This is a genomic window from Gemmobacter sp. (genome assembly GCF_016792925.1).
Lineage (GTDB): Bacteria > Pseudomonadota > Alphaproteobacteria > Rhodobacterales > Rhodobacteraceae > Gemmobacter.
The window spans coordinates 1-22,469 of sequence record NZ_JAEULU010000136.1 but is presented as its reverse complement, the minus strand read 5'-3'; the positions used below and the strand labels follow the sequence as shown (position 1 = coordinate 22,469).

Here is a 22,469-nt window from a genome sequence, read left to right as displayed (position 1 = left end):
AAACGACGCCGCATGACCTCGGCAATGGCCTCGGCCATGTCACCCCCCCCGCCCCTAGCACGCAAAGCCTACAGCACAATCCCCGCCCTCACCTGCTGCTCGATCACCAGCACCCCCGGCAATCCCTCGATCAGCAGCTGCGCATCCTGCGCCAGCACCGGGAAAGTGCGGTAGTGGCAGGGGATCACCACCTTGAAATCAAAGTATTTCCGCGCCGCCCAGGCTGCCCGCGCCATATCCATCGTGTAATGGCCGCCCGCCGACAGAATGCCAATATCGGGCCGGTGATACTCGCCCATCCAGCCCATATCCGCCATGATGTCGGTATCGCCCGAGACATAGATCACCCGGCCCTCCCCCGCGATCATGAACCCCGCCTCGCCGCCTGCATAAACCGGCCCCTGCTGCCCGGGGATCGACGACGAATGGCAGGCATTCACCATCGTCACCTTCACCCCCGCCAGATCCACCGTGCCGCCCTTGTTGAAGCCGATGCCCTGCACCCCGGCATCTTCCTGCCAAAAGGTGACCAGATCGTAACTGCCGACCAGCGGAATGCCCAATTCCTTGGCGATCGACAGCGCCGAGCCGGTGTGATCACCATGCCCATGCGTCAACAGCACATGGGTCGCCCCCGCCAGGGCTTCTGCCCGCCGCGCCTCGGGGAACATCGGGTTCCCGTCCAGCCAGGGGTCGATCAGCAGCACCGCCGCCCCGATCTCGATGCGGAACCCGGAATGGCCAAGCCAGATGATGTTCATGGACAGACTCCCTGCTGTTTGCCGCAGCTCTCGCCCGGCCTTCCAACTGTAACCCGGCCTCCAACTGTCACCCGGCCCCCGAACTCTAACCCGGGCGCTGTGAAAGACCAGCCCTCACCCCGGCGGGAAATGTTCGGTATGGGTTTCGCCGCTCCGCCCGACATAGACCACGCGCCGCCCCGGCAGCGACACAAGATAGAGCGCACAGCCCGCCGCCCCCGCCTTAGCGCAAAAGCCCGCATAGCTATAGCCCTCTGCCCCGGTCTGCGCCTCCAGAATGGCCGCCTTCAGCGCCGTGGCGTCAAATGCTGCGGCCACATCGGGCCGATGGCCCGCAAACCGCGCCTCCGCACCCGAGGGCAGAAAATACCCGCTCTCGCCCCGGCGGAAATCCACCACATAGCCCTCAAAGCCCGCTTCGGCCAATCGGCCCAGAACTTGCGGAAAGCTCAGCCGACCATCGCCGGCCCCCTCGAAACACTCCAGAGCCACCGCCCTTTGCCGCTCATCCATCATCACCCCCGTCTCCAAGTTCCCTCAGGTGGCGTGCCTTGCACGCGCCCTCGCCCCCGCTCACCCGACCGGCAACCGGGTCAGGCCCTGCGCCTCGGCCAGCTTTTGCAACAGCGCCCGCAAACTGGCCTGCTCCTCCGCCGTGAGCGCCGCGAAACAGGCGGCGTCATTCGTATCGGCCAGCGCCGCCAGCGCGGGCACCAGCGCCTCGCCCGCCCGGGTCAACGCCACCCCCTGCACCCGGCCATCCAGCGCATCGCCCTGCCGCAGGATCAGCCCGCGCGCCACCAGCCGATCCGCCAGTTTGGTGATCGCCCCCCGCGTCAGCCCCATGCGCTCGGCCAGCCGCACCTGCGGCACCGGCAACCCGGCGTCGTAAATGTCGCGCAGCAGCACCCATTCCACCACGCTCACCCCCTCCGCCTCCAGCGCCCGGGCAAACCGGCCCGAGACCTGGTTCGACACCTGCCGCAGCCAGAAGCCCAGATGATCGGTCAACCCGGAAACCATATGTTGCCCCTTTTGTTTCCATGGAAGCATATTCGATGTTGTTTCCATGTCAACAAACATCTAAGCGTACAGCCCGTGACAGTTTGACCCGATTTTCCGCCGAAAGCGTACAGCCGCTTACACTTTCCCCAAGCCTTGCACGCTTGGCCCGGCCCGGCTAAACGGGGGCAAACTGTCAAAGGGGGCCTCACCCATGTCGATTGATGTCGAAACCGCGCGGCGGGTGGCAAAGCTCGCCCGCATCCAGGTGGATGATGGCGATCTTGCCGCGCTGGCGGGCGAATTGTCCAATATTCTCGGCTTCATGGAACAGTTGAACGAGGTCGACGTGACCGGCATCGAGCCGATGACCTCGGTCACGCCGATGCGCCTGAAGCGCCGCAGCGATGTGGTCACCGAGGGCGATATTCAGGACAAGGTGCTGAAAAACGCCCCCGATGCCCGCGAGGGCTTCTTTGCCGTGCCGAAGGTGGTGGAATGAGCAACGCAAACGAACTGACCCTCTCCGCCGCCCGCGACGCGCTGCGCAAGGGCGAGCTGACCGCGACCGATCTGACCATGGCCTGCCTCACCGCGATGGATGCGGGCGATGCCCTGGGGGCCTATGTCCACAAGACGCCCGAGATCGCGCTGGAACAGGCCCGCGCGGCAGATGCCCGCCTCAAGGCAGGCGATGCACCCGATCTGTGCGGGATTCCCTTGGGGATCAAGGACTTGTTCTGCACCAAGGGCGTGCCCTCGCAGGCGGCCTCGAACATCCTCGCCGGGTTCAAACCCGAATATGAAAGCACCGTGACCTCGAAACTGTTCGATGCGGGCGCGGTGATGCTGGGCAAGCTGAACATGGACGAATTCGCCATGGGCTCGTCCAACGAAAGCTCTTGCTATGGCCCGGCGGTAAACCCCTGGCGCGTCGATGACCGCGAGCTGACGCCCGGCGGCTCCTCCGGCGGCTCGGCCTCGGCGGTCGCGGGCGATCTGTGCATCGCCGCCACCGGCACCGATACCGGCGGCTCGATCCGCCAACCGGCGGCCTTCTGCGGCATCGTCGGCATCAAGCCGACCTATGGCCGCGTCAGTCGCTGGGGCATCATCGCCTATGCCTCCAGCCTCGATCAGGCCGGGCCGATGACCAAATCGGTGCGCGACGCCGCAATCCTTCTGAGCGCCATGGCGGGCCATGACCCCAAGGATTCCACCAGCGCCGATCTGCCCGTGCCGGATTTCGAGGCCGCGCTGACCGGCGATATTCGCGGCAAGAAGATCGGCATTCCCAAGGAATACCGCCTGCCCGGCCTGCGCCCCGAGATCCAGAAGATCTGGGACAAGGGCGCCGAAATGCTGCGCGAGGCAGGCGCAGAGATTGTGGAAGTCTCGCTGCCGCACGCAAAATATGCCCTTCCGGCCTATTACGTCATTGCCCCGGCCGAGGCCTCCAGCAACCTCGCGCGCTATGATGGCGTGCGCTATGGCCACCGGGCCAAGCTGTCAGCGGGCGATGGCATCACCGAAATGTACGAGAAAACCCGCGCCGAGGGCTTTGGCGCCGAGGTGCAGCGCCGCGTGATGATCGGCACCTATGTGCTGTCGGCGGGGTTTTACGACGCCTATTACAACCGCGCGCGCAAGGTGCGGGCGCTGATCAAGCGCGACTTCGAGCAGGCCTTCGCGGCGGGTGTCGACGCCATTCTGGCGCCGACCACGCCCACCCCGGCCTTCGGTTTGGGCGAGATGCACAGCGCCAACCCGGTCGAAATGTATCTGAACGACGTTTTCACCGTCACGCTGAACCTTGCGGGCCTGCCCGGGGTCTCGGTGCCGGTCGGGCTTGACCCCGACGGGCTGCCGCTGGGCCTGCAACTGATCGGCAAGCCCTGGGAAGAGGGCGAGCTGCTCAATCACGCCTATGTGCTGGAACGGGCTGCGGGCTTTGTTTCCAAGCCGTCGAAATGGTGGTAAGGGCCACCGGAAGCTGAAAGCTGAACCGGCCCCTCAGCGGGGCCGCTTCCTTGTTCGGAGGGTCGCGTTCCATGCGCTATACCGCTGTTTCCATGCTGTTTTTGGCGCCGCTGGCGCTGGTGGCCTGTGGGCCGACGGTGCCCGAATCCGGCGCCGGCGTGGGCTTTGGCGATTACGATCAGTATAATGCGCAGCGCGAGGCGGCGCTGACGACCGGGGCGCCCGTGGTGGCGCAGGGCGCGCAGCCCATCATGGGCGGCGGCGTTTCGGGCGGGGCGATTGGTGCCGCACCTTTGGGCAGCGCCCCTGCGGCGGCGGCTCCGGCCACCGGCTTCTCGACCGACCGCATCGGGGCGGCGATCAACGCCGCTTCGGGCGGCGCAAGCCCGGCAGCCATCCCCCCGGCGGCGGGCGCACCGCTTTCGGCCCTGCCTGCAACGCCGGCGATGCCCGCTGCCGCGCCTGTGGCCGCAGCGCCTGCCACCCCCGCCCCCGGCCCGGCCGTGCCGGTCAATCAATTGCCGACCCGTGCGGGCGAAGGCCCAAATCTGGTGCAATACGCGCTTTCGACCACCAACCCCTTGGGGCAGCAGGTCTATGACCGCTCCTCGCTGCAATTGCGCGACCCGGCCAAGGTCTGCCAAAGCTACGGCTCCGCCGACAAGGCGCAGGCCGCCTTCCTGGATGCGGGCGGGCCAGAGAAAGACCGCAAGGGGCTGGACCCCGATGGCGACGGCTTTGCCTGCGGCTGGGACCCGACCCCCTTCCGCAACGCGGTGCGCTGAGTGGCGCAGCCGGGCCAAACCCTGCCAGGCTGGCCATCGCCGAATTTCGGGCCGCGCCGCCATGGCGCGCTGCCTGATCTGGTGGTGATCCATTACACCGCCATGCCCGGCTGTGCCGAGGCCGAGGCGCGGCTGTGCGACCCGGAGGCCGAGGTTTCGGCGCATTACCTGATCAGCGCCAGCGGCGCGGTGACGGCGCTGGTGCCCGAGGAGCTGCGGGCCTGGCATGCCGGTGCGGGCCAATGGGGCCAGTGTCGGGATGTGAACTCGCGCTCGATCGGGGTGGAGCTGGACAATCCGGGCCACGCCCCCTTTCCGGAGGCGCAGATGGCCGCGCTGGAAACCCTGCTGGCCGATCTTCTGCATCGCTGGCAGATTCCGCCCGAACGGGTGATCGGCCATAGCGACATGGCGCCTGCGCGCAAAGCCGATCCCGGCCCGCGCTTTGATTGGCAGCGGCTGGCGCGGCGGGGCCTGTCGGTCTGGCCCGGCACGGGCTGCGAACCCGGTGATTTTGTCAAGGATGCCAAGGCCTTCGGCTTTCCCGATGTCGCGCCCGATCTGCTGCTGGCGGCGTTTCGCCTGCGCTTTCGCCCCTGGGCGCGCGGCCCGCTGGATGCCACCGATGCCGCGCTGATCGCCGATCTGGCGGCGCGTTTCCCGGTGGACCGCCCGCAAATCTGAGGCCCGCCGATGCAGCCCGACCTTTCCGACGATTACGCCAATGGCGCCTATATCCCCGGCGCGGAGGCCTTCGTGCCGCGCTGGCAGGCCGAGGCTGCGGGCTTTCGCACCGCCCTTGGCCCCCGCGCGCGGTTGAACCTGCGCTATGGCCCCGCACCGCGCGCGGCGCTGGACCTGTTTCTGCCCGAGGGCGCGCCGCTTGGCCTCGTGGTCTTTGTGCATGGCGGCTATTGGCTGGCCTTCGGGCGCGAAGAGTGGTCGCATCTGGCCGCCGGGCCGCTGGCGCGGGGCTGGGCGGTGGCGATGCCCTCCTACAGCCTGGCGCCCGAGGCGCGGATTTCTGCGATGACGGCGCAGATCGCGCAGGCCTGCCGCCATGCCGCCAGCCTGCTGCCCGGCCTGCCCATGGTGGTCACCGGCCATTCGGCGGGCGGGCATCTGGCAGCCCGGATGGGCTGCGCCGACATGGCGCTGCCAGGGCTGGCGCGGGTGGTGCCGATCTCGCCGCTGGCCGAGCTGGCGCCGCTGATGCAGACCGGCATGCAGGCCGATCTGCGGCTGGATGCGCCCGAATGCGCGCTGGAAAGCCCGGCCCGGCTGGCGCGGCACAGCGGCGTCTCGGCCCATGTCGTCGTCGGCGGGCAAGAGCGCCCGGCCTTTCTGTGGCAGGCGCGCCTGCTGGCGGAACGCTGGGGCTGCGGCTGGACCGTGGCGCCCGGCCTGCACCATTTCAACGTGATCGACGCGCTGGCCGATCCGGCCTCGGATCTGGTGGGCAAGGTCACGCTGGGCGCCGCCGCCACGGCGGAATGAACATTTGCGCCCTTGGACAATTCTGCCTAATCTGGTGGCATAAACCCGGCCCGACCGGAAAAATCGCATCCCTTATGACGGATTGACCCTCATGTGTACTCTGTGCGCCGCGCTCAACCCCGGCAGTTCCGGCTCGATTTCGGATCAGCATGTCAATGCCACGGGCGGCTTGCCCAATTACACGCTGGACCAGATCGCCGATCAGCTGACCGACGGCTATTGGAATAGCACCTTCCAATCGAACCGCGCCTTCGACCTCGGGGCGGACCGCACGCTGACCTATGATGTCAGCGCCCTGTCCAGCGACGAGCAATTCGTGGCCCGCACCGCGCTGCAAGCCTGGACCGATGTGTCGGGCATTCGCTTTGTGCCCTTCGATGGCGGGGACGACCTGACCGTGGTGCGCGAGCAGGGCGATGCCGGTAACGATGAAACCACCACGACCAGCATGCAGGTCGGGCAGGCCTTCCGCGGCGCGCTTGGCACCTCGGAGGATGTCGATGTCGTGCGCGTCCGGCTGCAGGCCGGCGAGACCTATACCATGGCGCTGGCGGGCATCGGCAGCAATGAGGTGCATGACCCCTATCTGGAGGTCTATGACGCCTTCGGCAATCTGGTCGCCTCGAATGACGATGCGAACGGGCTGGACAGCCAGCTGACCTATACTGCCGGGCGCAGCGGCACCTATTATCTGGTCGCCAGCAGCTATGACGGCCAAGGCTCTGATTACGAGCTGACCGTGCGCGATGGCGCGAACGGGGGCGGCGCCGATCTGACCTTTGACAACAGCGACCCCGATGGCGCCTATGCCACCTCGGAACTCTCGGGCGATACCATCCTCAGCTCTCATATCAACATTGCCGCCGAATGGGACAGCAATCCGGTTTCGCTGAATGCCTATTGGTTCCAGACCTATATGCACGAGATCGGCCATGCGCTCGGCCTGGGCCATGCGGGCAATTACAACGGCAATGCCGTCTGGGATCGCGACGCCCATTATGCCGAGGACAGCGTGCTGTTCAGCATCATGTCCTACTTCTTCCAGGAGGGCAGCGCGGATGAGACCAACCCGAATTACCAGGGCGACTGGGGCATTCTGGCGACGCTGATGCCGGCGGACATCGTGGCGATCCAGAACCTCTATGGCGACAATGTCACGACCCGGGCGGGGAACACCGTCTACGGCGCGAACAGCAATGTCAGCGGTTATCTGGGCACCATGTTCGGCGCCATGTTCGACGGCGAAAATCCCGGCGACCGCTATTGGCTGGACACCAACATGGTGTTCACCGTGTTTGACACCGGCGGCCGCGACACGCTGGATTTCTCGACCGTGCGGGCGGGCCAGCGGATCTACCTGACCGAGAACACCCTGTCCTCGGTCGGCGGCTATGATCTGAACATGAACATCGCGCGCGACACCGTGATCGAGAATGCCATCGGGGGTCGGGGGCGCGACGTGATCGTCGGCAATGGCGCGGCCAACCGGCTGAACGGCGGCGCGGGGGATGACACGCTGCGCGGCGGCAATGGCAATGATTCGCTGATCGGGGGCGAAGGCGCCGATGTGTTCCTGGGCGGCACGGGCCGCGACACGGTGATCTTTGGCGGCGACCGCGCGGTGACCGTCAACCTCGGCCGCAGCGGGCAGCAGGCCACCGGCATCGGCCCCGACAGTTTCGACAGGATCGAGAACCTGATCGGCGGCAATCGCGGCGATACCTTCACCGGCAGTGCCGGGGCCAACAGCCTGTCCGGGGCGGGCGGCAGTGACACGCTTTCCGGCGCCGCCGGAAACGATGCGCTGAATGGCGGCACCGGCAATGACCGGATGCGGGGCGGCAGCGGCGCCGACACCTTCCGCTTTGCCGCGGGCCGCGATGTGGTGCTGGATTTCACCGACGACATCGACCGGATCGCCTTCGACCGCGATCTGTGGGGCGGCGGCGCATTGTCGGCGGCACGCATCCTCGATTTCGGCAGCATCGTCGGCGGCGATGCGGTCTTTGCCTTTGACAATGGCGCCACGCTGATCCTGCGCGGCGTGAACCGGCTGAACATGCTCGGCGACGATATTTTCAGCTTCTGAACCAGTTGCCCCCGCGCCGGGTGAATGCCGGGCGCGGGGGTCAGATCACCTCGATCACATGATGCAGATCGGCCAGCCGGTCGATCCCGTCGACGATCACCACGCGACCGCGCCCGAAATCCAGCCGCACGCCATCGCGCCCCACCTCGCCCCAATCCTCCACGATCTCGCGCGCCGAGAGGCCGCGCACGATGCGCAGCACCTCGCTGTTCAGCACCAGCCGATCCCCCTGCCCGGCGTTGAAATCGGTGATCACGTCGCGCCCGCTGCTATAGACGAAATCATCGGCGCCGCGCCCGCCGGTCAGCCGGTCGCGCCCCGCGCCCCCTGACAGCCAATCATTGCCGCTGCCACCCGACACGATGTCCGCGCCGCTGCCCCCCATCAGGGTGTCGCGGCCCGCAAGCCCGGAAAGCCGGTCTTTCCCGGCCCGGCCCGACAGCCAGTTATCCCCGCGATTGCCCGACAGGTGATCACCCCGCCCGCTGCCCTCCAGCCCCTCGATGCCCAGCAGCAGGTCGCGCCCCTGCCCGGTATCCTGCGCCACATGCCGCGTCAGCGACACCCGCACCGCAGCGCCTCCGATATAGCTGGCCACGTCAACGCCCTTGCCCCCCCGCAGCACATCATCGGAAAGTCCGCCATGCAGCCAGTCCGCGCCGCTGCCGCCCAGCAACCGGTCTGCCGATTTCCCACCCGACAGCCGGTCATTTCCCGCACCGCCATAGAGCGAGTCCTGACCTTTGCCGCCCCACAGCCTGTCATTGCCAGCACCACCATACAGCCTGTCATCACCCGAAGCGCCGCGCAGTTGGTCATGGCCCTCCATGCCCCAGAAGCTGTTGTCGGCCAGACTGCCCAGGATCGTATCGGCGGCGGTGCCGGCCATGACATTCTCCACCGAGGTGAAGCTGTCCTGGCCCTGGCCGGTCTGCTGCGCCGCCGTGGTGCCCAGATTGAGCCGCAGCGCCACATCGCCCGTCGCCAGCAACAGGTCGATCCCGGCGCCGCCGTCATGGCGGTCATTGCCCGCCTCCCACAGCAGCGTGTCATTGCCGTCACCGCCGAACAGCAGGTCATTGCCGCTGCCCCCCATCAGCCGGTCGTGATCCAGCCCGCCATAGAGCCGGTCATTCTGTCCGCCGCCCTCCAGACGGTCAGTGCCACGGCCCCCGAACAGCAGGTCGGTGCCGGTATCGCCTTGCAGGATATTGGCCAGCCCGTTGCCGCTGAGCGTGTCATTGCCCCAGCCGCCCTTCAGGTTCTCGATCCCCGCCAGCAGATCGCTGCCCCGGCCCAGCGTGTTCTGTGCCGTGGTCAGCGACAGATCGACCCGCACCGCCGCGCGCCCGTCATACAGCGCCCAATCGCTGCCGGAGCCGCCGATCAGCGTGTCATTGTGATTGCCGCCCGAAAGCGTGTCATTGCCCTCGTCGCCCTCCAGCAGGTCATGGCCTTCGCTGCCCAGGATCAGGTCATCCCCCGCCGCGCCGCGCAGGCTGTTGGCGGCGCTGTCCCCGGCCAGGCGGTCATGGTGGCGGCTGCCCAGCAGCGCCTCGATCCCGGCCAGCCGGTCGCCTGCCGCATCGCCGCCCAGCTGGCTGGCGCGGCCAAGATCCACATCCACCGCGCTGGAGGAACTGCTCCAGCTGGCCCAGTCGATCCCCGCGCCACCCTCGATCCTGTCGGCCCCGCTCCCGCCACTCAGCACATCATTCTCGGCGCCGCCCTCCAGCCGGTCATTGCCCGCGCCGCCCTCCAGCCGGTCGGCCCCGCCCCCGCCCTGAAGCCGGTTGTCACCGGCACTGCCGGTCAGCACATCGGCGAACCGGCTGCCGGACAGGTTTTCGATCCCCTCCAGCCGATCCCCGGCCGAGCTGCCCGAGGGATGACCGCCATCCGGCGACAGGTTCGCCACCACGCCGGCCGTCGCCTCGCCGAAATCCACCAGATCGCGCCCGTTGCCGCCCACGAAGAGATCGCCCCCGCCCACCGCAATCAGCGTGTCATCGCCGCCGCCGCCGGTCAGCGTCTCGCGCGCGCTGGTGCCGCGCAGGCTGCGCCCGGCCACCACCGCAGGCTCCACCACATGCCACAGGCCGAAAAGCTGCGACGAGGTGAAGACATCCGAGGAAAAATCGCGCCCATCCGCCGAATAGACCGTCAGCACCTCCTCGCCCCAGCGGATCACCACCGCGCCGCGCCGCTCGGCCATGGGCAAGACCTCGACCGAATAGATCCGTCCCCAGGCCGAAAGGTCCAGCCGGTCCTCCGAGGGGTCGAAATCGCGGATGATGTCGGCGGCGCCGTCGCGGCTCAGCACAAAGACATCCGCCCCGTCGCCGCCGCGCAGATCATCGCTGCCCGCGCCATCCACCAGCACATCGGCGCCATCGCCGCCGGAAAGCCGGTCATTGCCGCCATGACCCCAAAGCAGATCGCCCTGCGCCCCGCCGGTCAGCGTGTCATCGCCGGTGCTGCCGCGCTGCTGCGCCGCCAGCGTGCCGGGATCGAAGCGCAGCCGGATCAGCCCGGCCCCCTCGCCCGCCACCACCAGCTCCACCTTGTTGCCCACCACCACCGCCTCCAGCGCGGTGATGTCATCCAGCGCCATATCCGGCCCGGCCAGCAGCTGCCCCGCCGCGATCAGCCGCCCGTCGGGCAGCATCATGAAGGCCGAGATGCCCGCATCCGCCCCGCCCGCAAAGATGAACACCCGGTCGCCCATCTGCACCGTGGCCAGCGCCTGCACCGACTGGAACCTTGTGTCCAGCGTGTCGATGATGTGATCGGCCAGCCGCAGATCGCCCGCCGCCGTCACCTCCACCACCGAGATCGAGGAGGAGCCGCTGCCCGCCACCACCGCCCAGGCCCGGCCATAGCCCTGCACCAGCTCCAGCGCCGAGGGCGTGGCAAGGCCCAGCCCCGCCGTGGCGCCAAGGCTCGCCTGTGCCTCCAGCGTGCCATCGTCGCGCAGCCGCCAGAGGCGCAGCGCCTCCTCGGCGGTCGATAGCGACAGCACGAGGCTTTGCCCGCCCAGATCCAGCGTTGCCAGTGCCCGCACATCCACCGTCTGACTGCCCGCCCCGGCCATCGGCGCCTGATCGACCGCCACCAGCCGCCCGTTGGCATTCAGCCGCCAGACCTCCAGCGCGCCGCTGCCCTGCGCCGCCACCACCGCATAGCTGATGCCGCCGCGCGCCACGAAGGTCTGCGCCGTGACGATGCCCACCGGGCCTTGCACGAACGCGAAATCGGTGGCGATGGCGCCGCTGTCCTCCAGCCGCCAGCCGCCCATGCGATTGCCCCAGCCGCCGGTCCAGACCAGCCGCTCCTGCCCGCCCACCGAGGCCACCGACAGCAGTGAGGGCGCCGACAGCGCGCTGCCTGCGGCCAGCCCCTGCTGGTCGATCAGCACAAGACCCGAGCCGGTCAGCTCCAGCGCCAACAGCCCGCCCCCGGCGCGCGTGGTGGTGAACAGCTGGATCTGCCCTTCCACCACCCGCGTCACAATATCCGTGATCCCGGCAAGCATCTGCGATGCCGCAGCGCGAAACACGCCCAGATTGCTGAACTGGCCCACCCGACCATCCACCCGATTTATTCACCCGGGTTCAGGATGGGGCAGCTTGCTTTTCCGGCCCTTAACAGACCAAGGCAGGGCCGGTCATTGCTGGGGCAAGATTGTGGCCTTTGGCGTCAATACTTTTGAAACCTCCGTTGCCAGAGGGTTAAGACGCAAAAAGGGGGGCCATGGCCCCCCCGTTGTCGTCCGACCGGCTTTGGAGGCCGTGACCGAGGGGCTTAACGCCCCACCCCCTCATAGCTGACGAATCCCGCCTCCAGCACTTCCTCGCGCGCATAGACATTGCGCAGATCGGCCATGCGCGGATGCGCCATCTTGCGGGCCAGCTTGCCCAGATCCAGCGCGCGGAACTCGTTCCATTCGGTCAAAACCACCACCAGATCGGCGCCCTGCGCCGCGCCATAGGCGCTTTCCACCCATTTGACACCGGGCAACAGCGCCTCGCCCTCATGCCGCCCCTGCGGATCGACAACCCGCACCCTGGCCCCCGCCCCCACCAGCGCGGGCACGATGGTCAGCGCGGGCGCGTCGCGCATGTCATCGGTATCGGGTTTGAAGGTGACGCCGAAGACCGCGATGGTCTTGTCGCGCAACACCCCGTCCAGCTGATCCTCGATCTTGGCGATCATGCGATGCTTGATCTCCTCATTCACCCGGATCACGGTCTCGGTGATCTGCATCGGCACGGCATGTTCCTGTCCGATCCGGGCCAAAGCCTTGGTATCCTTGGGGAAACAACTGCCACCATAGCCGGGGCCCGCATGCAGGAATTTCGGCCCGATCCGGCCATCCATCCCGATGCCCTTGCTCACCGCCTTCACATCCGCCCCCACGCGCTCGCACAGCGCGGCGATCTCGTTGATGAAGGTGATCTTGGTCGCCAGAAAGGCATTGGCCGCATATTTGATCATCTCGGCCGATTCCAGATTGGTATAGACCACCGGGAAATCGCGCAGCGACAGCGGGCGATAGAGATCGGCCATCACCTTCTGCGCCCGTGCGCTTTCCACCCCGATCACCACCCGGTCGGGGCGCATGAAATCGTCGATCGCCGCCCCCTCGCGCAGAAATTCCGGGTTCGAGGCCACGTCAAAGGCCTTGTCCCCCGCCGTGCGCGCCACCGCCTCGGCCACTTTGCGATTGGTGCCCACCGGCACGGTGCTTTTGGTCACGATGACCGCATAATCCTCTAGCGCCGCCCCGATTTCCTCTGCCGCCGCCATGACATAGCGCAGATCGGCATGGCCATCGCCGCGCCGCGTGGGCGTGCCGACGGCGATGAACACCGCCTCGGCGCCCTTGACCGCCTCGGCCAGATCCAGCGTGAAAGACAGCCGCCCGGCCGCCACATTGCGCGCCATCAGGGCCTCCAGCCCCGGCTCATAGATCGGCACCGCGCCCGCGCGCAGCTTCTCGACCTTCGCCGGGTCTTTATCGACGCAGACAACCTCATGCCCGAAATCCGAGAAACACACCCCCGAGACCAGCCCGACATAGCCCGTCCCGATCATCGCAATCTTCATCTGCCTGCCCGTTCCGCCGCCCGAAGGCCGCGCCTTGCCCTTGATGGTTATGCGCCCTGCCGTGGCAGGCCGCGTTCTGTCACGGGTTTACCGCGAAATCCCGGCAAGATTAAGGCTTTGTTGATGATGCGGCAACAGTCACAGCTTGGCCTCATTGACCGAAGGCGTCACCCCGCGCCGCTTCAACAGCGCCTCGCGGAAGGTGATATAGCTGATCGCCGCGATGATCACCGCGCCGCCCAGCAGCACAAAGCCATCCACCGGCTCGCCAAAGACCAGCGCGCCCAGCAGGGAGGCCCAAAGCAGTTGCAGAAAGGTGACCGGCTGCGTCACCGTCATCGGCGCCACCGCAAAGGCCCGCGTCATGCAATAATGGCCCGAAGTGGCAAACAGCGCCACCAGCGCCAGCGCGCCCAGCTGCGTCGCGGTCACCGGCACCCAGACCCACAGCGCCAGCGGCGCAAGGCCCAGCGTGACCGTCAGGCTCATCATCGCCACAATGACCGCCGCCGAAACCTGCCCGCTCAGCCGCTTGGCAAAAAGGTAAGACCCGGCAAAGAAAAACGCGGCCCCCATCTGCGACAGATGCCCCAGGCTCAGCTCGCGCAGACCGGGGCGCAGCACGATCAACGCGCCACAAATCGCCACCCCCACCGCCAGAAGCCGCCGCAAAGCCAGTTGTTCTCCGAAAAACAGCGCCGCCCCCAGCGTCACGAGAATGGGATTGAGGTAGCCGATCGCCGTCACCTCGGCCACCGGCAGCCGCGCCATGGCGTAAAACCAGCAGATCACCGCCGCCATATGCACCAGCCCGCGCAAGCCGAACAGCCGCAAGGTGCCGGGCGGCAGCGGCTTGCCCAGCATCGGCAGCAGCGTGGGCAGCAGGAACAGCACCCCAAAGCCAAAGCGGATAAAGGCCCCCTGCGCTGCGGGCAGATCGGTGCCCAGGGCCCGCACCAGCCCGTTGACCGCCACGAAACTGCCGCCCGAGGCCAGCATCCACATCACGCCCTGCACGGGCCTCGTCACTTGCGCATCCATGCCGCCAGCCAAACCCGGCGCGCGGGCGGGCGCAAGCGCCGTTTTGTCACCCATACAACTCCGCCGGGCGCTCAGCCCCCGAAGGCCAGCCCAGCCGCCAGCGCCCACATGGTCAGGCCCACCACGATCTCCAGCACCACCCAGGCGCGGGGTTTGGCGAAGACCGGCGCGAGCAGCCGCGCGCCATAGCCAAGCGCCGCAAAGAAGCTCAGCGAGGCACAGGCGGCGGCGATGCCGAAGACGAGGCCATGCGGTGCATATTGCGCCGAGATCGACCCGATCAGCACCACCGTATCCAGATAGACATGCGGATTGGCCCAGGTGAACAGCAGGCACATCGCCACGATGCGCCGCAGGGGCACCGGCGCGCTCTCGGCGGGCACCAGCGCCTCGCCCCCCTTGGCCGCCGCGCGAAACCGCAAGGCGCCATAAACGGTCAGGAAGGCCACCCCCAGCCAGCGCATCGCCTCGCCAAACCACGGCGCCGCCTGCGCGATGGCGCCAAAGCCGCCCACCCCCGCCGCGATCAGCGCCGCATCCGAGGCCGCGCAGATCGCCACCACGACACCCACATGTTCGCGGCGCAGCCCCTGCCGCAGCACAAAGGCATTCTGCGCGCCAATCGCCGCAATCAGGCTGAGCGCCACCAGATAGCCGGACAGGGCTGCTTCGAACATTTGCGCTTCTCCTTGGATATGGGCGACTGCGGGCTTGACATAGCGGCGCGGAGGCGGATCAATCCAGTTAAAGTTTTTCAGCCAGATGAAGCAAAACTGATGCTGGACTATCCGCAACTGGAGGCCCTCGCGGCGGTGCATCGCCGCGGCAGCTTTGATCTGGCCGCCGCGCAGCTCGGCCTTACACCCTCGGCGGTGTCACAACGGGTCAAGGCGCTGGAGGACCGGATCGGCGCCTTGCTGGTGCATCGCGGCACGCCCTGCCAGGCGACAGAGACCGGGCAGCGCCTGATCCAGCATTTTGACGAGGTGATGCTGCTGGAGGCCGCGCTCCCCCTGCCCGACCCGCAGCCCGCCACGCTGCGCATCGCGGTGAATGCCGACAGTCTGGCGACCTGGGTGATCCCGGCGCTGGCCGAGGTGCCGGACATGCTGTTCGACATGGTGATCGACGATCAGGATGTCAGCCAGGACTGGCTGCGCCGGGGCGAGGTGGCCGGGGCCATCACCTCACATCCCGGCCCGTTGCAGGGCTGCGACACGCTGCCCTTGGGCCGCTTGCGTTATCTGGCAACGGCCAGCCCCGGCTATATGGCGCGCTGGCTGCCGCGAGGGGCGGATCGAAGCGGCCTGCGCCGCGCCCCCGCCCTGACCTTTTCCGACAAGGACCGCCTGCAAGGTGCCTGGCTCAAGGCGCAATTCGGGCCGGGCCTGGCCTTTCCCACGCATCGGCTGGCCTCATCGCAGGGCTTTGTCGATGCCGCGCTGGTGGGCTTGGGCTGGGGCATGAACCCGCTGCCGCTGGTGGCCGGCCATCTGGCCAGCGGGGCGCTGGTCGAGATCTTGCCCGGCACGCCGCTGGATGTGGCCTTGCATTGGCAATTCGCCCGCCGTACCGCGCCCGCCCTTTCGGCGCTCACCCGTGCCTTGCGCCGGGCAGCCTCCGGGGTCTTGCTGCAAGGCAAGCCCTAAGCGCGCCTCCGAATTTTCGGCGAAAATTCGCGCCTCTCCCTCGCACCGCTCACCGCCATCAGAACACGGCCTGCACCTCATACATCACCGGCTCGAAGCTGCGCGACAATTGCCCGATCATCCGGTTGCGCTCGCGCATCTCGGGGCTGCGCAGCATGGCCTGATAATCCTCGCGCCGCTGCCATTGCGAGTAATTGGCGATCCGCGTGCGCGCATCATTCATATGCAGGCCCGCCCCCAGAAAGCCCGGCTGATGGCGGATGAAGCTGGCATAGGCCTCTTCCAGCGCCTCCATCAGGTCATGCGCGGTGCCGGGCGTCACCTCGAAGGTGGTGATGACGGTCTGGCCTTGAAAACTGGCGGTGATCTCTGGCATGGTCAGTCCTCCCTGCCAGTCAGACTGGCACAGAAACGGCGGAAAATCATGCGCTTCCTCGACCCGGACCACCCGTTCTTCGCAAGGCCCGTCATCCGCTGGTTGACAACCTTGCTGCCGCTGGGCTGGGCCGGGGTCGAGTTTATCGGCGGTTCACCGGGCTGGGGCATCCTTTTTGCCGCCGCTGGCGCCTATGCGGGCTACATGCTCCTCATCGTCGGCCCTTCGGACAGGTGACGCGGGCGCGCATTTCGCCGCTGTCGCCCTGCACGGTCGAGGGTACGACATCACAGCCGGTCAGCCAGGGCACCAGCTCGATCATGGTGGCGCGAATCTCCCGATGCTCCCCCGGGTCGGCCCAGCCCAGGCGGATCACCTCCACCTGATTGGCCTTTTTATACAGCACATAGTCCCGGCCCTCGATGGTGGTTTCGTGCCGCGCGCCGCCCAGCATCAAAGGGGCAGGCTGCGCGCCACAAGCCGCCAGGGCCACGGCCAGAACAAGACAGAGGAGAAGCTGCGAGAATCGGGTCATGTCCTCACCCTCGCGCGAAAGGCTTAAAGATCGGTTAAGCAGCAAATGCCGCAAGAAACCCCGGCCCGGCGCCGCGCGCCCCCTTGCCTCGCCCGGCAAATTCGCAAATAAGAAGGCAGATTTGCCAGCAACCGGAGGTTCAGGCCATGCGCGCCCGTATCTATCAGCCCGCCCGCAACGCCATGCAATCGGGCACGGCCAAGACCAAGGGCTGGGTGCTGGAATTCGCCCCCGCCTCGGCACGCGAGGTTGACCCGCTGATGGGCTGGACCTCGACCACCGACACCACGACCCAGGTGAAACTGCGCTTCGACAGCCGCGAAGCCGCGGAAGATTACGCCCGCGCCCACGGGATCGAGGCCGAAGTGGTCGCCCCGAACAGCCGCAAGCCCAATATCCGCCCGCTGGGCTATGGCGAAAACTTCGCCCCCTCGCGCAAGGGCGCCTGGACGCACTGAGCAGAGACAGGGTCGCGGCGCGATCCGGGTCAGGGCGCCCCTCGGGGCGCCTTTTTCACAGCCCCCGCGCCGAACCCGACCCTGCGTTTCCGGGGTTCTATCTCCCTTGCGGCTGTGCCACCCTGCCCGGACCGAAGCCGAAGCGGGGAGCCATGCGATGACCATCAAGACCGTGGTGTTCGATGCCTATGGCACCCTTTTTGACGTGGATGCCGCCGCCCGCGCCGCCGCCGCGCATCACCCGGTTCTGGCCGAATGCTGGCCGCGCCTCTCGGCCGATTGGCGGCGCAAACATCTGGAATATAGCTGGCAGCGCAGCCTGATGGGGCTGTATCAGCCCTTTGACCGCCTCGCCGCCGATGCGCTGGATTGGGCGCTGGAGGCGCAGGGCATCGACGACATCGCGCTGCGCCGCCTGCTGCTGGAGCTGTTCCAGACCCTGCCCGCCTTCCCCGAGGCCCCGCCCCTGCTGGCCCGGCTGGCCGAGGCGCGCATCCATCGCGCCATCCTCACCAATGCCAACCCCGCGATGATCGAAAAGGCCGTGGCCAGCGCCGGCCTTTCGGGCGCCTTCGACGCGCTGATCTCGGCCGAGGCGGTGGGCATCTACAAACCCGCCCCGCGCGTCTATGATCTGGTGATGGAGCGTTTTGCCGTGGCACCCGAACAGGTGCTGTTCGTCTCGTCAAACGGCTGGGATATTGCGGGGGCCGGGGCCTTTGGGTTTCGCACGGTCTGGGTGAACCGCGCTGGCCTGCCGGTCGACCGCCTGCCGCATCGCCCCGCCCATATCCTGCCCGATCTCTCCTCCCTGCCGGACCTTCTGCCATGACACCCCAGTTCTTCACCGCCTCCGATGGCACCCGCCTCGCCTATCGGGATGAGGGGGAGGGCCTGCCGCTTCTGTGCCTCTCCGGCCTCACCCGCACCATGGCGGATTTCAATTACCTGATCCCGCATCTGCCCCCCATCCGCTTGATCCGCATGGATTATCGCGGGCGCGGCAACAGCCAGTGGACCGGCGCCGCCACCTACACCGTGCCGCAAGAGGGCCGCGACGCGCTGGAGCTGCTGGACCATCTGGGCGTGCAAAAGGCGGCCCTGCTGGGCACCTCGCGCGGCGGGCTGATCGCCATGCTGCTGGCGGCGCTGGCCAAGGACCGCCTGCTGGGCGTGGCGCTGAATGACATCGGCCCGGTGATTGAGCGGGACGGGCTTTCCCGAATCTTCGATTATCTGGGCCGCAATCCGGCGGCGAAAACCCATGCCGCGCTGGCCGCCGCCCTACCCGCCGTGATGACCGGCTTTGCCAATGTGCCCGCCTCCCGCTGGCTGGAGGAGGCCGAAAAGCACTACACCTCCGGCCCGCGCGGGCTGCACATCACCTATGACCCGGCCCTGCGCGAGGCCTTCATTGCCGCCTTTGACGGCCCCGAATTCGACGCCTGGCCGCGGTTCGATGCGCTGGCGGGCCTGCCGCTGGCGCTGATCCGGGGCGCCACTTCCGACCTGCGGTCGCCCGCCACCACGGCCGAGATGCAGCGCCGCCGCCCCGACATGATCACCGCCGAGGTGCCCGACCGCGCCCATATCCCCTTCCTTGACGAGCCGGAGGCCGTGGCCGCGCTGCGCCGCTGGCTGGAGGCGCTTCATGCCTGACATCACCGCCATCGAGGCCGCCGCCGCCCGGCTCAGCGGCCATGCCCTGCGCACGCCGCTGCTGGGGTCTTCCTTCCTCAACGAGATCGCGGGCCGCCGGGTCTGGCTCAAGGCGGAATGCCTGCAACATACCGGCTCGTTCAAGTTTCGCGGTGGCTGGTCCGCCCTGTCGGCGCTGTCGCCCGCGCAGCGCGCCAAGGGGGTGATCGCCTATTCCTCGGGCAATCACGCGCAGGGCGTGGCGCTGGCCGCCGCGCGGCATGGCGCGCCCTGCGTCATCGTGATGCCCGCCGATGCGCCCGCCATCAAGATCGAGAATACAAGGGCTTATGGCGCCGAGGTGGTGCTGTATGACCGCGCGCGCGACAATCGCGATGCCATCGGCGCAAGGCTGGCCGAGACGCGCGGCCTCACGCTGATCAAGCCCTTCGACGATCATCAGGTGATCGCCGGTCAGGGCACATGCGGGCTGGAAATCGCGGCACAGCTGGCCGAGCTGGGCATTTCGCAGGCGGATGTGCTGGTGCCCTGCGGCGGTGGCGGGCTGACCGCCGGGGTGGCGCTGGCGCTGGAGGCCCGCGCGCCCGGCCTGCGCGTGCGCCCCTGCGAGCCGGAGGGCTTTGACGACACCGCCCGCAGCCTTGCCGCGGGCGAGGTGCGGCGCAATGCGGCCGCCACCGGCTCGCTCTGCGACGCGATCCTGACGCCCGCGCCGGGTGGCCTTACCTTCCCGGTGCTGCGGCGGCTGGCCGGGCCGGGGCTGGTGGTCAGCGATGCCGAGGCCTTGCAGGCCATGGCGCTGGCCTTGGCGCGGCTGAAAGTGGTGCTGGAACCCGGCGGCGCCGTGGCCCTCGCCGCCGCCCTGTTCCGCCCCGACGAGATCGCGGGCGAGGATGTGATCTGCATCGGATCGGGCGGCAATGTGGAGACGGCATTGTTTCAGCGGGCACTGGCATAGGCCGCAATGGCCGAGGCCATCGCCGAGGTCATGTGGAAACGTGGGCGAGTTTGGGCCGGTGGCCCAAAGCCACCGGCCAGCGCCCGCCCTCCGGGCGGCGGGCGCTTTGCGCCCACCGGGCGGGCGCGGGCCTCTGTCAATTCGGCTGATCCGGTCTGGCGCAGATGTTCCCACAGGGCCGGGAAAACGCGATGCGTTTTCTGATCCGGCCCGGCTGGCGCCCCCGCCCCCATGAAAAAAGCCGGGGTCTCCCCCGGCTTTTCCTTCAGCTGTCCATCTTGAGCGCCGAAATAAACGCGCTTTGCGGGATTTCCACCTTCCCGAACTGGCGCATCTTCTTCTTGCCCTCTTTCTGCTTCTCCAGCAGCTTCTTCTTCCGGGTGGCGTCGCCGCCATAGCACTTGGCGGTCACGTCCTTGCGCATCGCGCTCAGCGTCTCGCGCGCGATCACCCGCGCCCCCACCGCCGCCTGGATCGGGATCTTGAACATGTGGCGCGGGATCAGCTCCTTGAGCTTTTCCACCATCACCCGGCCCCGCGCCTCGGCCCGGTCGCGGTGGACCATGATCGACAGCGCATCCACCGGCTCGTCATTCACCAGAATCGACATCTTCACGAGGTTATCCTCGCGATATTCGCTGATCTGGTAATCAAACGAGGCATAGCCCTTGGTGACCGATTTCAGCCGGTCGTAGAAATCGAACACCACCTCGGCCAGCGGCAGGTCATATTCCACCATGGCGCGGGTGCCCGCATAGGTCAGGTTCAGCTGAATGCCCCGGCGGTCCTGACACAGCTTGAGAATATCGCCCAGATATTCATCCGGGACCATGATCGTGGCCTTGATCCGCGGCTCCTCGATATGGTCGACATAGGTCAGATCGGGCATATCGGCGGGGTTGTGCAGGTCGCGCACCTCGCCATCCTTCATATGCAGCTTGAACACCACCGACGGCGCGGTGGTGATCAGGTCCAGATCATATTCCCGCTCCAGCCGGTCGCGCACAACTTCCAGATGCAACAGCCCGAGGAACCCCATGCGGAAGCCAAAGCCAAGCGCGGCCGAGGTCTCCATCTCATAGGAGAAACTCGCGTCATTCAGCGCCAGCTTTTCGATCGCATCGCGCAAGGCCTCGAAATCATTGGCATCCACCGGGAACAAGCCGCAGAACACCACCGGCTGCGCGGGCTTGAAGCCCGGCAGCGGCGCGTCGCAGGGCTTGCGCTCATGGGTGATGGTATCGCCCACGCGGGTGTCGCGCACCTGCTTGATCGAGGCGGTCAGCACGCCAATCTCGCCCGGCCCCAGTTCGGCAATATCCACCATCTGCGGCTTCAAGACGGCCAGCTTGTCGATGCCATAAATGGCACCCGTCTGCATCATCTTGACCCGGTCGCCCTTCTTGATCACGCCATCCACCACGCGGATCATGACCACCACGCCCAGATAGGCGTCATACCAGCTATCCACCAGCATGGCCTTCAAGGGCGCGTCGCGGTCGCCCTTCGGCGCGGGCAGGCGCTGCACGATGGCCTCCAGCACATCCGGGATGCCAAGGCCGGTCTTGGCCGAGATCGGGATCGCATCGCTGGCATCAATGCCGATCACATCCTCGATGTTTTCCTTCACCCGGTCGGGGTCAGCGGCGGGCAGGTCGATCTTGTTCAGGACCGGCACGATGTCATGCCCGGCATCAATCGCCTGATAGACATTCGCGAGGGTCTGCGCCTCGACGCCCTGGCTCGCATCCACGACCAGCAGCGAGCCTTCCACGGCGCGCATGCTGCGCGACACTTCATAGGCAAAGTCCACGTGGCCGGGCGTGTCGATCAGGTTCAGGATATAGGTCTGGCCATCCTTGGCCGGATATTCGATCCGCACCGTGTTGGCCTTGATGGTGATGCCCCGCTCGCGCTCGATATCCATCGAGTCCAGCATCTGCGCCTTCATGTCGCGCGCAGCCACCGTGCCCGTCATCTGGATCAGACGGTCGGCGAGGGTGGATTTGCCGTGGTCGATATGGGCCACGATGGAGAAGTTGCGGATGCGATCAAGCTGGGTCATGGCCGCGCGTATAGCTTCAAAACGCCCTGCCGGGAAGGGGGAGTTGCGCACCCTCGCGCGACGGCCCGCCCGACAGCCCGCCCGAGCGTCCCCACCTGATGCCCCGCCTGCTGCCCAAAGCGGCGGCAAATCCGCCACGGCGAGGGGGAATTTTGGACCGAAACACTCACAAGTCATTGTTTCCAAAGGAGATACAGCGAGAATCCGCCAGAAAATCAACCGCTTGCCGCGCGACCTTAATGTAAACGCGGATTTGCCGCAAATTTGCCTCAATTTGACAGCGGCGCCGCTCTGGCCCATGCCACTGTCATGGGGCGCGTATCTGCCTGATGCCCCTGCCGCCTGCCAGCGGCGTAACCATTGGGGGATTTGCCATGCCGACCAGCACGGTCAACTGGCTTTGGATCGGGAATGTGCCGCGCATCGACGCCACGCCCGCAACCAACGTCACGCAAGCGCAGGTTGGAGCCGACCAGCGGCTTGTCGACCTTGGCGGTCACGCGCG

The 22,469-nt window shown here is 67.1% G+C and carries 22 protein-coding genes; 12 read left to right on the top strand and 10 right to left on the bottom strand.

The features are described from left to right. Positions 1-68: 68 nt before the first annotated feature. From JNN06_RS06880 to JNN06_RS06870, 3 genes are all read right to left on the bottom strand, one after another. Positions 69-761 (bottom strand): metal-dependent hydrolase, encoded by a 693-nt coding sequence (locus tag JNN06_RS06880; RefSeq protein WP_291238855.1) that lies wholly within the window; start codon positions 759-761, stop codon positions 69-71. Positions 762-875: 114 nt separating this feature from the next. Then, positions 876-1,274, bottom strand: a complete 399-nt coding sequence (locus JNN06_RS06875) for a hypothetical protein (protein WP_291238854.1) — start codon at positions 1,272-1,274, stop codon at positions 876-878. A gap of 60 nt (positions 1,275-1,334) precedes the next feature. Further along, on the bottom strand, positions 1,335-1,784 hold the full coding sequence (locus tag JNN06_RS06870) for a MarR family transcriptional regulator (RefSeq protein ID WP_291238853.1): 450 nt from the start codon (positions 1,782-1,784) through the stop codon (positions 1,335-1,337). A gap of 193 nt (positions 1,785-1,977) precedes the next feature. Between JNN06_RS06870 and gatC the strand changes: the two genes are divergently transcribed. The 6 genes from gatC to JNN06_RS06840 all read left to right on the top strand — a co-directional run bounded on the left by gatC (position 1,978) and on the right by JNN06_RS06840 (position 8,114). Beyond that, on the top strand, positions 1,978-2,265 hold the full coding sequence (gatC, locus tag JNN06_RS06865) for an Asp-tRNA(Asn)/Glu-tRNA(Gln) amidotransferase subunit GatC (protein WP_291238852.1): 288 nt from the start codon (positions 1,978-1,980) through the stop codon (positions 2,263-2,265). Further along, a complete protein-coding gene (gene gatA / locus JNN06_RS06860; protein WP_291238851.1) occupies positions 2,262-3,743 on the top strand; it encodes an Asp-tRNA(Asn)/Glu-tRNA(Gln) amidotransferase subunit GatA in 1,482 nt (493 codons plus the stop codon). The genes gatC and gatA overlap by 4 nt, the downstream gene beginning before the upstream one ends. Before the next feature lie 71 nt (positions 3,744-3,814). After that, entirely contained in the window at positions 3,815-4,528 is a 714-nt protein-coding gene (locus JNN06_RS06855; protein WP_291238850.1) for a hypothetical protein, read from the top strand. After that, a complete protein-coding gene (locus JNN06_RS06850; RefSeq protein WP_291238849.1) occupies positions 4,529-5,212 on the top strand; it encodes an N-acetylmuramoyl-L-alanine amidase in 684 nt (227 codons plus the stop codon). A 9-nt stretch (positions 5,213-5,221) separates the two neighbouring features. Continuing rightward, positions 5,222-6,025: an alpha/beta hydrolase gene (locus JNN06_RS06845; RefSeq protein ID WP_291238848.1), complete on the top strand. Its 804-nt coding sequence runs from the start codon at positions 5,222-5,224 to the stop codon at positions 6,023-6,025. Positions 6,026-6,116: 91 nt separating this feature from the next. Further along, entirely contained in the window at positions 6,117-8,114 is a 1,998-nt protein-coding gene (locus JNN06_RS06840; protein WP_291238847.1) for a M10 family metallopeptidase, read from the top strand. Positions 8,115-8,154: 40 nt separating this feature from the next. On the opposite strand, the gene JNN06_RS06835 is transcribed toward JNN06_RS06840, so the two are convergent. The 4 genes from JNN06_RS06835 to JNN06_RS06820 form a co-directional block, all read right to left on the bottom strand. After that, positions 8,155-11,697, bottom strand: coding sequence for a hypothetical protein (locus tag JNN06_RS06835; protein ID WP_291238846.1), 3,543 nt, complete (start codon positions 11,695-11,697; stop codon positions 8,155-8,157). A 221-nt stretch (positions 11,698-11,918) separates the two neighbouring features. Further along, positions 11,919-13,223 (bottom strand): UDP-glucose/GDP-mannose dehydrogenase family protein, encoded by a 1,305-nt coding sequence (locus JNN06_RS06830; RefSeq protein WP_291238845.1) that lies wholly within the window; start codon positions 13,221-13,223, stop codon positions 11,919-11,921. Positions 13,224-13,361: 138 nt separating this feature from the next. Beyond that, on the bottom strand, positions 13,362-14,222 hold the full coding sequence (locus tag JNN06_RS06825; RefSeq protein WP_291238856.1) for a DMT family transporter: 861 nt from the start codon (positions 14,220-14,222) through the stop codon (positions 13,362-13,364). Between the two features lie 113 nt (positions 14,223-14,335). Beyond that, positions 14,336-14,941: a LysE/ArgO family amino acid transporter gene (locus tag JNN06_RS06820; protein ID WP_291238844.1), complete on the bottom strand. Its 606-nt coding sequence runs from the start codon at positions 14,939-14,941 to the stop codon at positions 14,336-14,338. Between the two features lie 99 nt (positions 14,942-15,040). Here JNN06_RS06820 and JNN06_RS06815 point away from each other — a divergent pair, with 99 nt between their 5' ends. Beyond that, a complete protein-coding gene (locus tag JNN06_RS06815; protein ID WP_291238843.1) occupies positions 15,041-15,913 on the top strand; it encodes a LysR family transcriptional regulator ArgP in 873 nt (290 codons plus the stop codon). A gap of 58 nt (positions 15,914-15,971) precedes the next feature. Here the strand turns inward: JNN06_RS06815 and JNN06_RS06810 are convergent, their stop codons facing one another. Next, on the bottom strand, positions 15,972-16,289 hold the full coding sequence (locus tag JNN06_RS06810) for an antibiotic biosynthesis monooxygenase family protein (RefSeq protein WP_291238842.1): 318 nt from the start codon (positions 16,287-16,289) through the stop codon (positions 15,972-15,974). 48 nt (positions 16,290-16,337) lie between these two features. Here JNN06_RS06810 and JNN06_RS06805 point away from each other — a divergent pair, with 48 nt between their 5' ends. Next, a complete protein-coding gene (locus JNN06_RS06805; RefSeq protein WP_291238841.1) occupies positions 16,338-16,526 on the top strand; it encodes a hypothetical protein in 189 nt (62 codons plus the stop codon). Here the strand turns inward: JNN06_RS06805 and JNN06_RS06800 are convergent. Further along, positions 16,501-16,824: a hypothetical protein gene (locus tag JNN06_RS06800; RefSeq protein ID WP_291238840.1), complete on the bottom strand. Its 324-nt coding sequence runs from the start codon at positions 16,822-16,824 to the stop codon at positions 16,501-16,503. The two genes, JNN06_RS06805 and JNN06_RS06800, sit on opposite strands and share 26 nt — an antisense overlap. A 146-nt stretch (positions 16,825-16,970) precedes the next feature. On the opposite strand from JNN06_RS06800, the gene JNN06_RS06795 reads away from it, so the two are divergent. The 4 genes from JNN06_RS06795 (at position 16,971) to JNN06_RS06780 (ending at position 19,899) form a co-directional block, all read left to right on the top strand. Further along, a complete protein-coding gene (locus JNN06_RS06795) occupies positions 16,971-17,282 on the top strand; it encodes an ETC complex I subunit (RefSeq protein WP_291238839.1) in 312 nt (103 codons plus the stop codon). Positions 17,283-17,439: 157 nt separating this feature from the next. Beyond that, the gene (locus JNN06_RS06790) at positions 17,440-18,114 is read left to right on the top strand and encodes a haloacid dehalogenase type II (protein WP_291238838.1); all 675 of its coding nucleotides are present in this window, start codon (positions 17,440-17,442) and stop codon (positions 18,112-18,114) included. Next, positions 18,111-18,941 carry an alpha/beta hydrolase gene (locus JNN06_RS06785; protein WP_291238837.1) on the top strand — a complete coding sequence of 277 codons (831 nt, stop codon included), beginning with the start codon at positions 18,111-18,113 and terminating at the stop codon, positions 18,939-18,941. Before JNN06_RS06790 ends, JNN06_RS06785 begins: the two co-directional genes overlap by 4 nt. Then, entirely contained in the window at positions 18,934-19,899 is a 966-nt protein-coding gene (locus tag JNN06_RS06780) for a threonine/serine dehydratase (RefSeq protein WP_291238836.1), read from the top strand. Before JNN06_RS06785 ends, JNN06_RS06780 begins: the two co-directional genes overlap by 8 nt. A 265-nt stretch (positions 19,900-20,164) precedes the next feature. Here the strand turns inward: JNN06_RS06780 and lepA are convergent, their stop codons facing one another. Then, positions 20,165-21,964: a translation elongation factor 4 gene (lepA, locus tag JNN06_RS06775; RefSeq protein WP_291238835.1), complete on the bottom strand. Its 1,800-nt coding sequence runs from the start codon at positions 21,962-21,964 to the stop codon at positions 20,165-20,167. Positions 21,965-22,469: the final 505 nt, after the last annotated feature.

What these genes read in the sequence shown, in the direction of transcription:
- JNN06_RS06880 (WP_291238855.1), bottom strand. Translation starts at nt 761, where the DNA reads ATGAACATCATCTGGCTTGGCCATTCCGGGTTCCGCATCGAGATCGGG.
- JNN06_RS06875 (WP_291238854.1), bottom strand. Translation starts at nt 1,274, where the DNA reads ATGGATGAGCGGCAAAGGGCGGTGGCTCTGGAGTGTTTCGAGGGGGCC.
- JNN06_RS06870 (WP_291238853.1), bottom strand. Translation starts at nt 1,784, where the DNA reads ATGGTTTCCGGGTTGACCGATCATCTGGGCTTCTGGCTGCGGCAGGTG.
- gatC (WP_291238852.1), top strand. Translation starts at nt 1,978, where the DNA reads ATGTCGATTGATGTCGAAACCGCGCGGCGGGTGGCAAAGCTCGCCCGC.
- gatA (WP_291238851.1), top strand. Translation starts at nt 2,262, where the DNA reads ATGAGCAACGCAAACGAACTGACCCTCTCCGCCGCCCGCGACGCGCTG.
- JNN06_RS06855 (WP_291238850.1), top strand. Translation starts at nt 3,815, where the DNA reads ATGCGCTATACCGCTGTTTCCATGCTGTTTTTGGCGCCGCTGGCGCTG.
- JNN06_RS06845 (WP_291238848.1), top strand. Translation starts at nt 5,222, where the DNA reads ATGCAGCCCGACCTTTCCGACGATTACGCCAATGGCGCCTATATCCCC.
- JNN06_RS06840 (WP_291238847.1), top strand. Translation starts at nt 6,117, where the DNA reads ATGTGTACTCTGTGCGCCGCGCTCAACCCCGGCAGTTCCGGCTCGATT.
- JNN06_RS06830 (WP_291238845.1), bottom strand. Translation starts at nt 13,223, where the DNA reads ATGAAGATTGCGATGATCGGGACGGGCTATGTCGGGCTGGTCTCGGGG.
- JNN06_RS06825 (WP_291238856.1), bottom strand. Translation starts at nt 14,222, where the DNA reads ATGCTGGCCTCGGGCGGCAGTTTCGTGGCGGTCAACGGGCTGGTGCGG.
- JNN06_RS06820 (WP_291238844.1), bottom strand. Translation starts at nt 14,941, where the DNA reads ATGTTCGAAGCAGCCCTGTCCGGCTATCTGGTGGCGCTCAGCCTGATT.
- JNN06_RS06815 (WP_291238843.1), top strand. Translation starts at nt 15,041, where the DNA reads ATGCTGGACTATCCGCAACTGGAGGCCCTCGCGGCGGTGCATCGCCGC.
- JNN06_RS06810 (WP_291238842.1), bottom strand. Translation starts at nt 16,289, where the DNA reads ATGCCAGAGATCACCGCCAGTTTTCAAGGCCAGACCGTCATCACCACC.
- JNN06_RS06805 (WP_291238841.1), top strand. Translation starts at nt 16,338, where the DNA reads ATGCGCTTCCTCGACCCGGACCACCCGTTCTTCGCAAGGCCCGTCATC.
- JNN06_RS06800 (WP_291238840.1), bottom strand. Translation starts at nt 16,824, where the DNA reads ATGACCCGATTCTCGCAGCTTCTCCTCTGTCTTGTTCTGGCCGTGGCC.
- JNN06_RS06795 (WP_291238839.1), top strand. Translation starts at nt 16,971, where the DNA reads ATGCGCGCCCGTATCTATCAGCCCGCCCGCAACGCCATGCAATCGGGC.
- JNN06_RS06790 (WP_291238838.1), top strand. Translation starts at nt 17,440, where the DNA reads ATGACCATCAAGACCGTGGTGTTCGATGCCTATGGCACCCTTTTTGAC.
- JNN06_RS06785 (WP_291238837.1), top strand. Translation starts at nt 18,111, where the DNA reads ATGACACCCCAGTTCTTCACCGCCTCCGATGGCACCCGCCTCGCCTAT.
- JNN06_RS06780 (WP_291238836.1), top strand. Translation starts at nt 18,934, where the DNA reads ATGCCTGACATCACCGCCATCGAGGCCGCCGCCGCCCGGCTCAGCGGC.
- lepA (WP_291238835.1), bottom strand. Translation starts at nt 21,964, where the DNA reads ATGACCCAGCTTGATCGCATCCGCAACTTCTCCATCGTGGCCCATATC.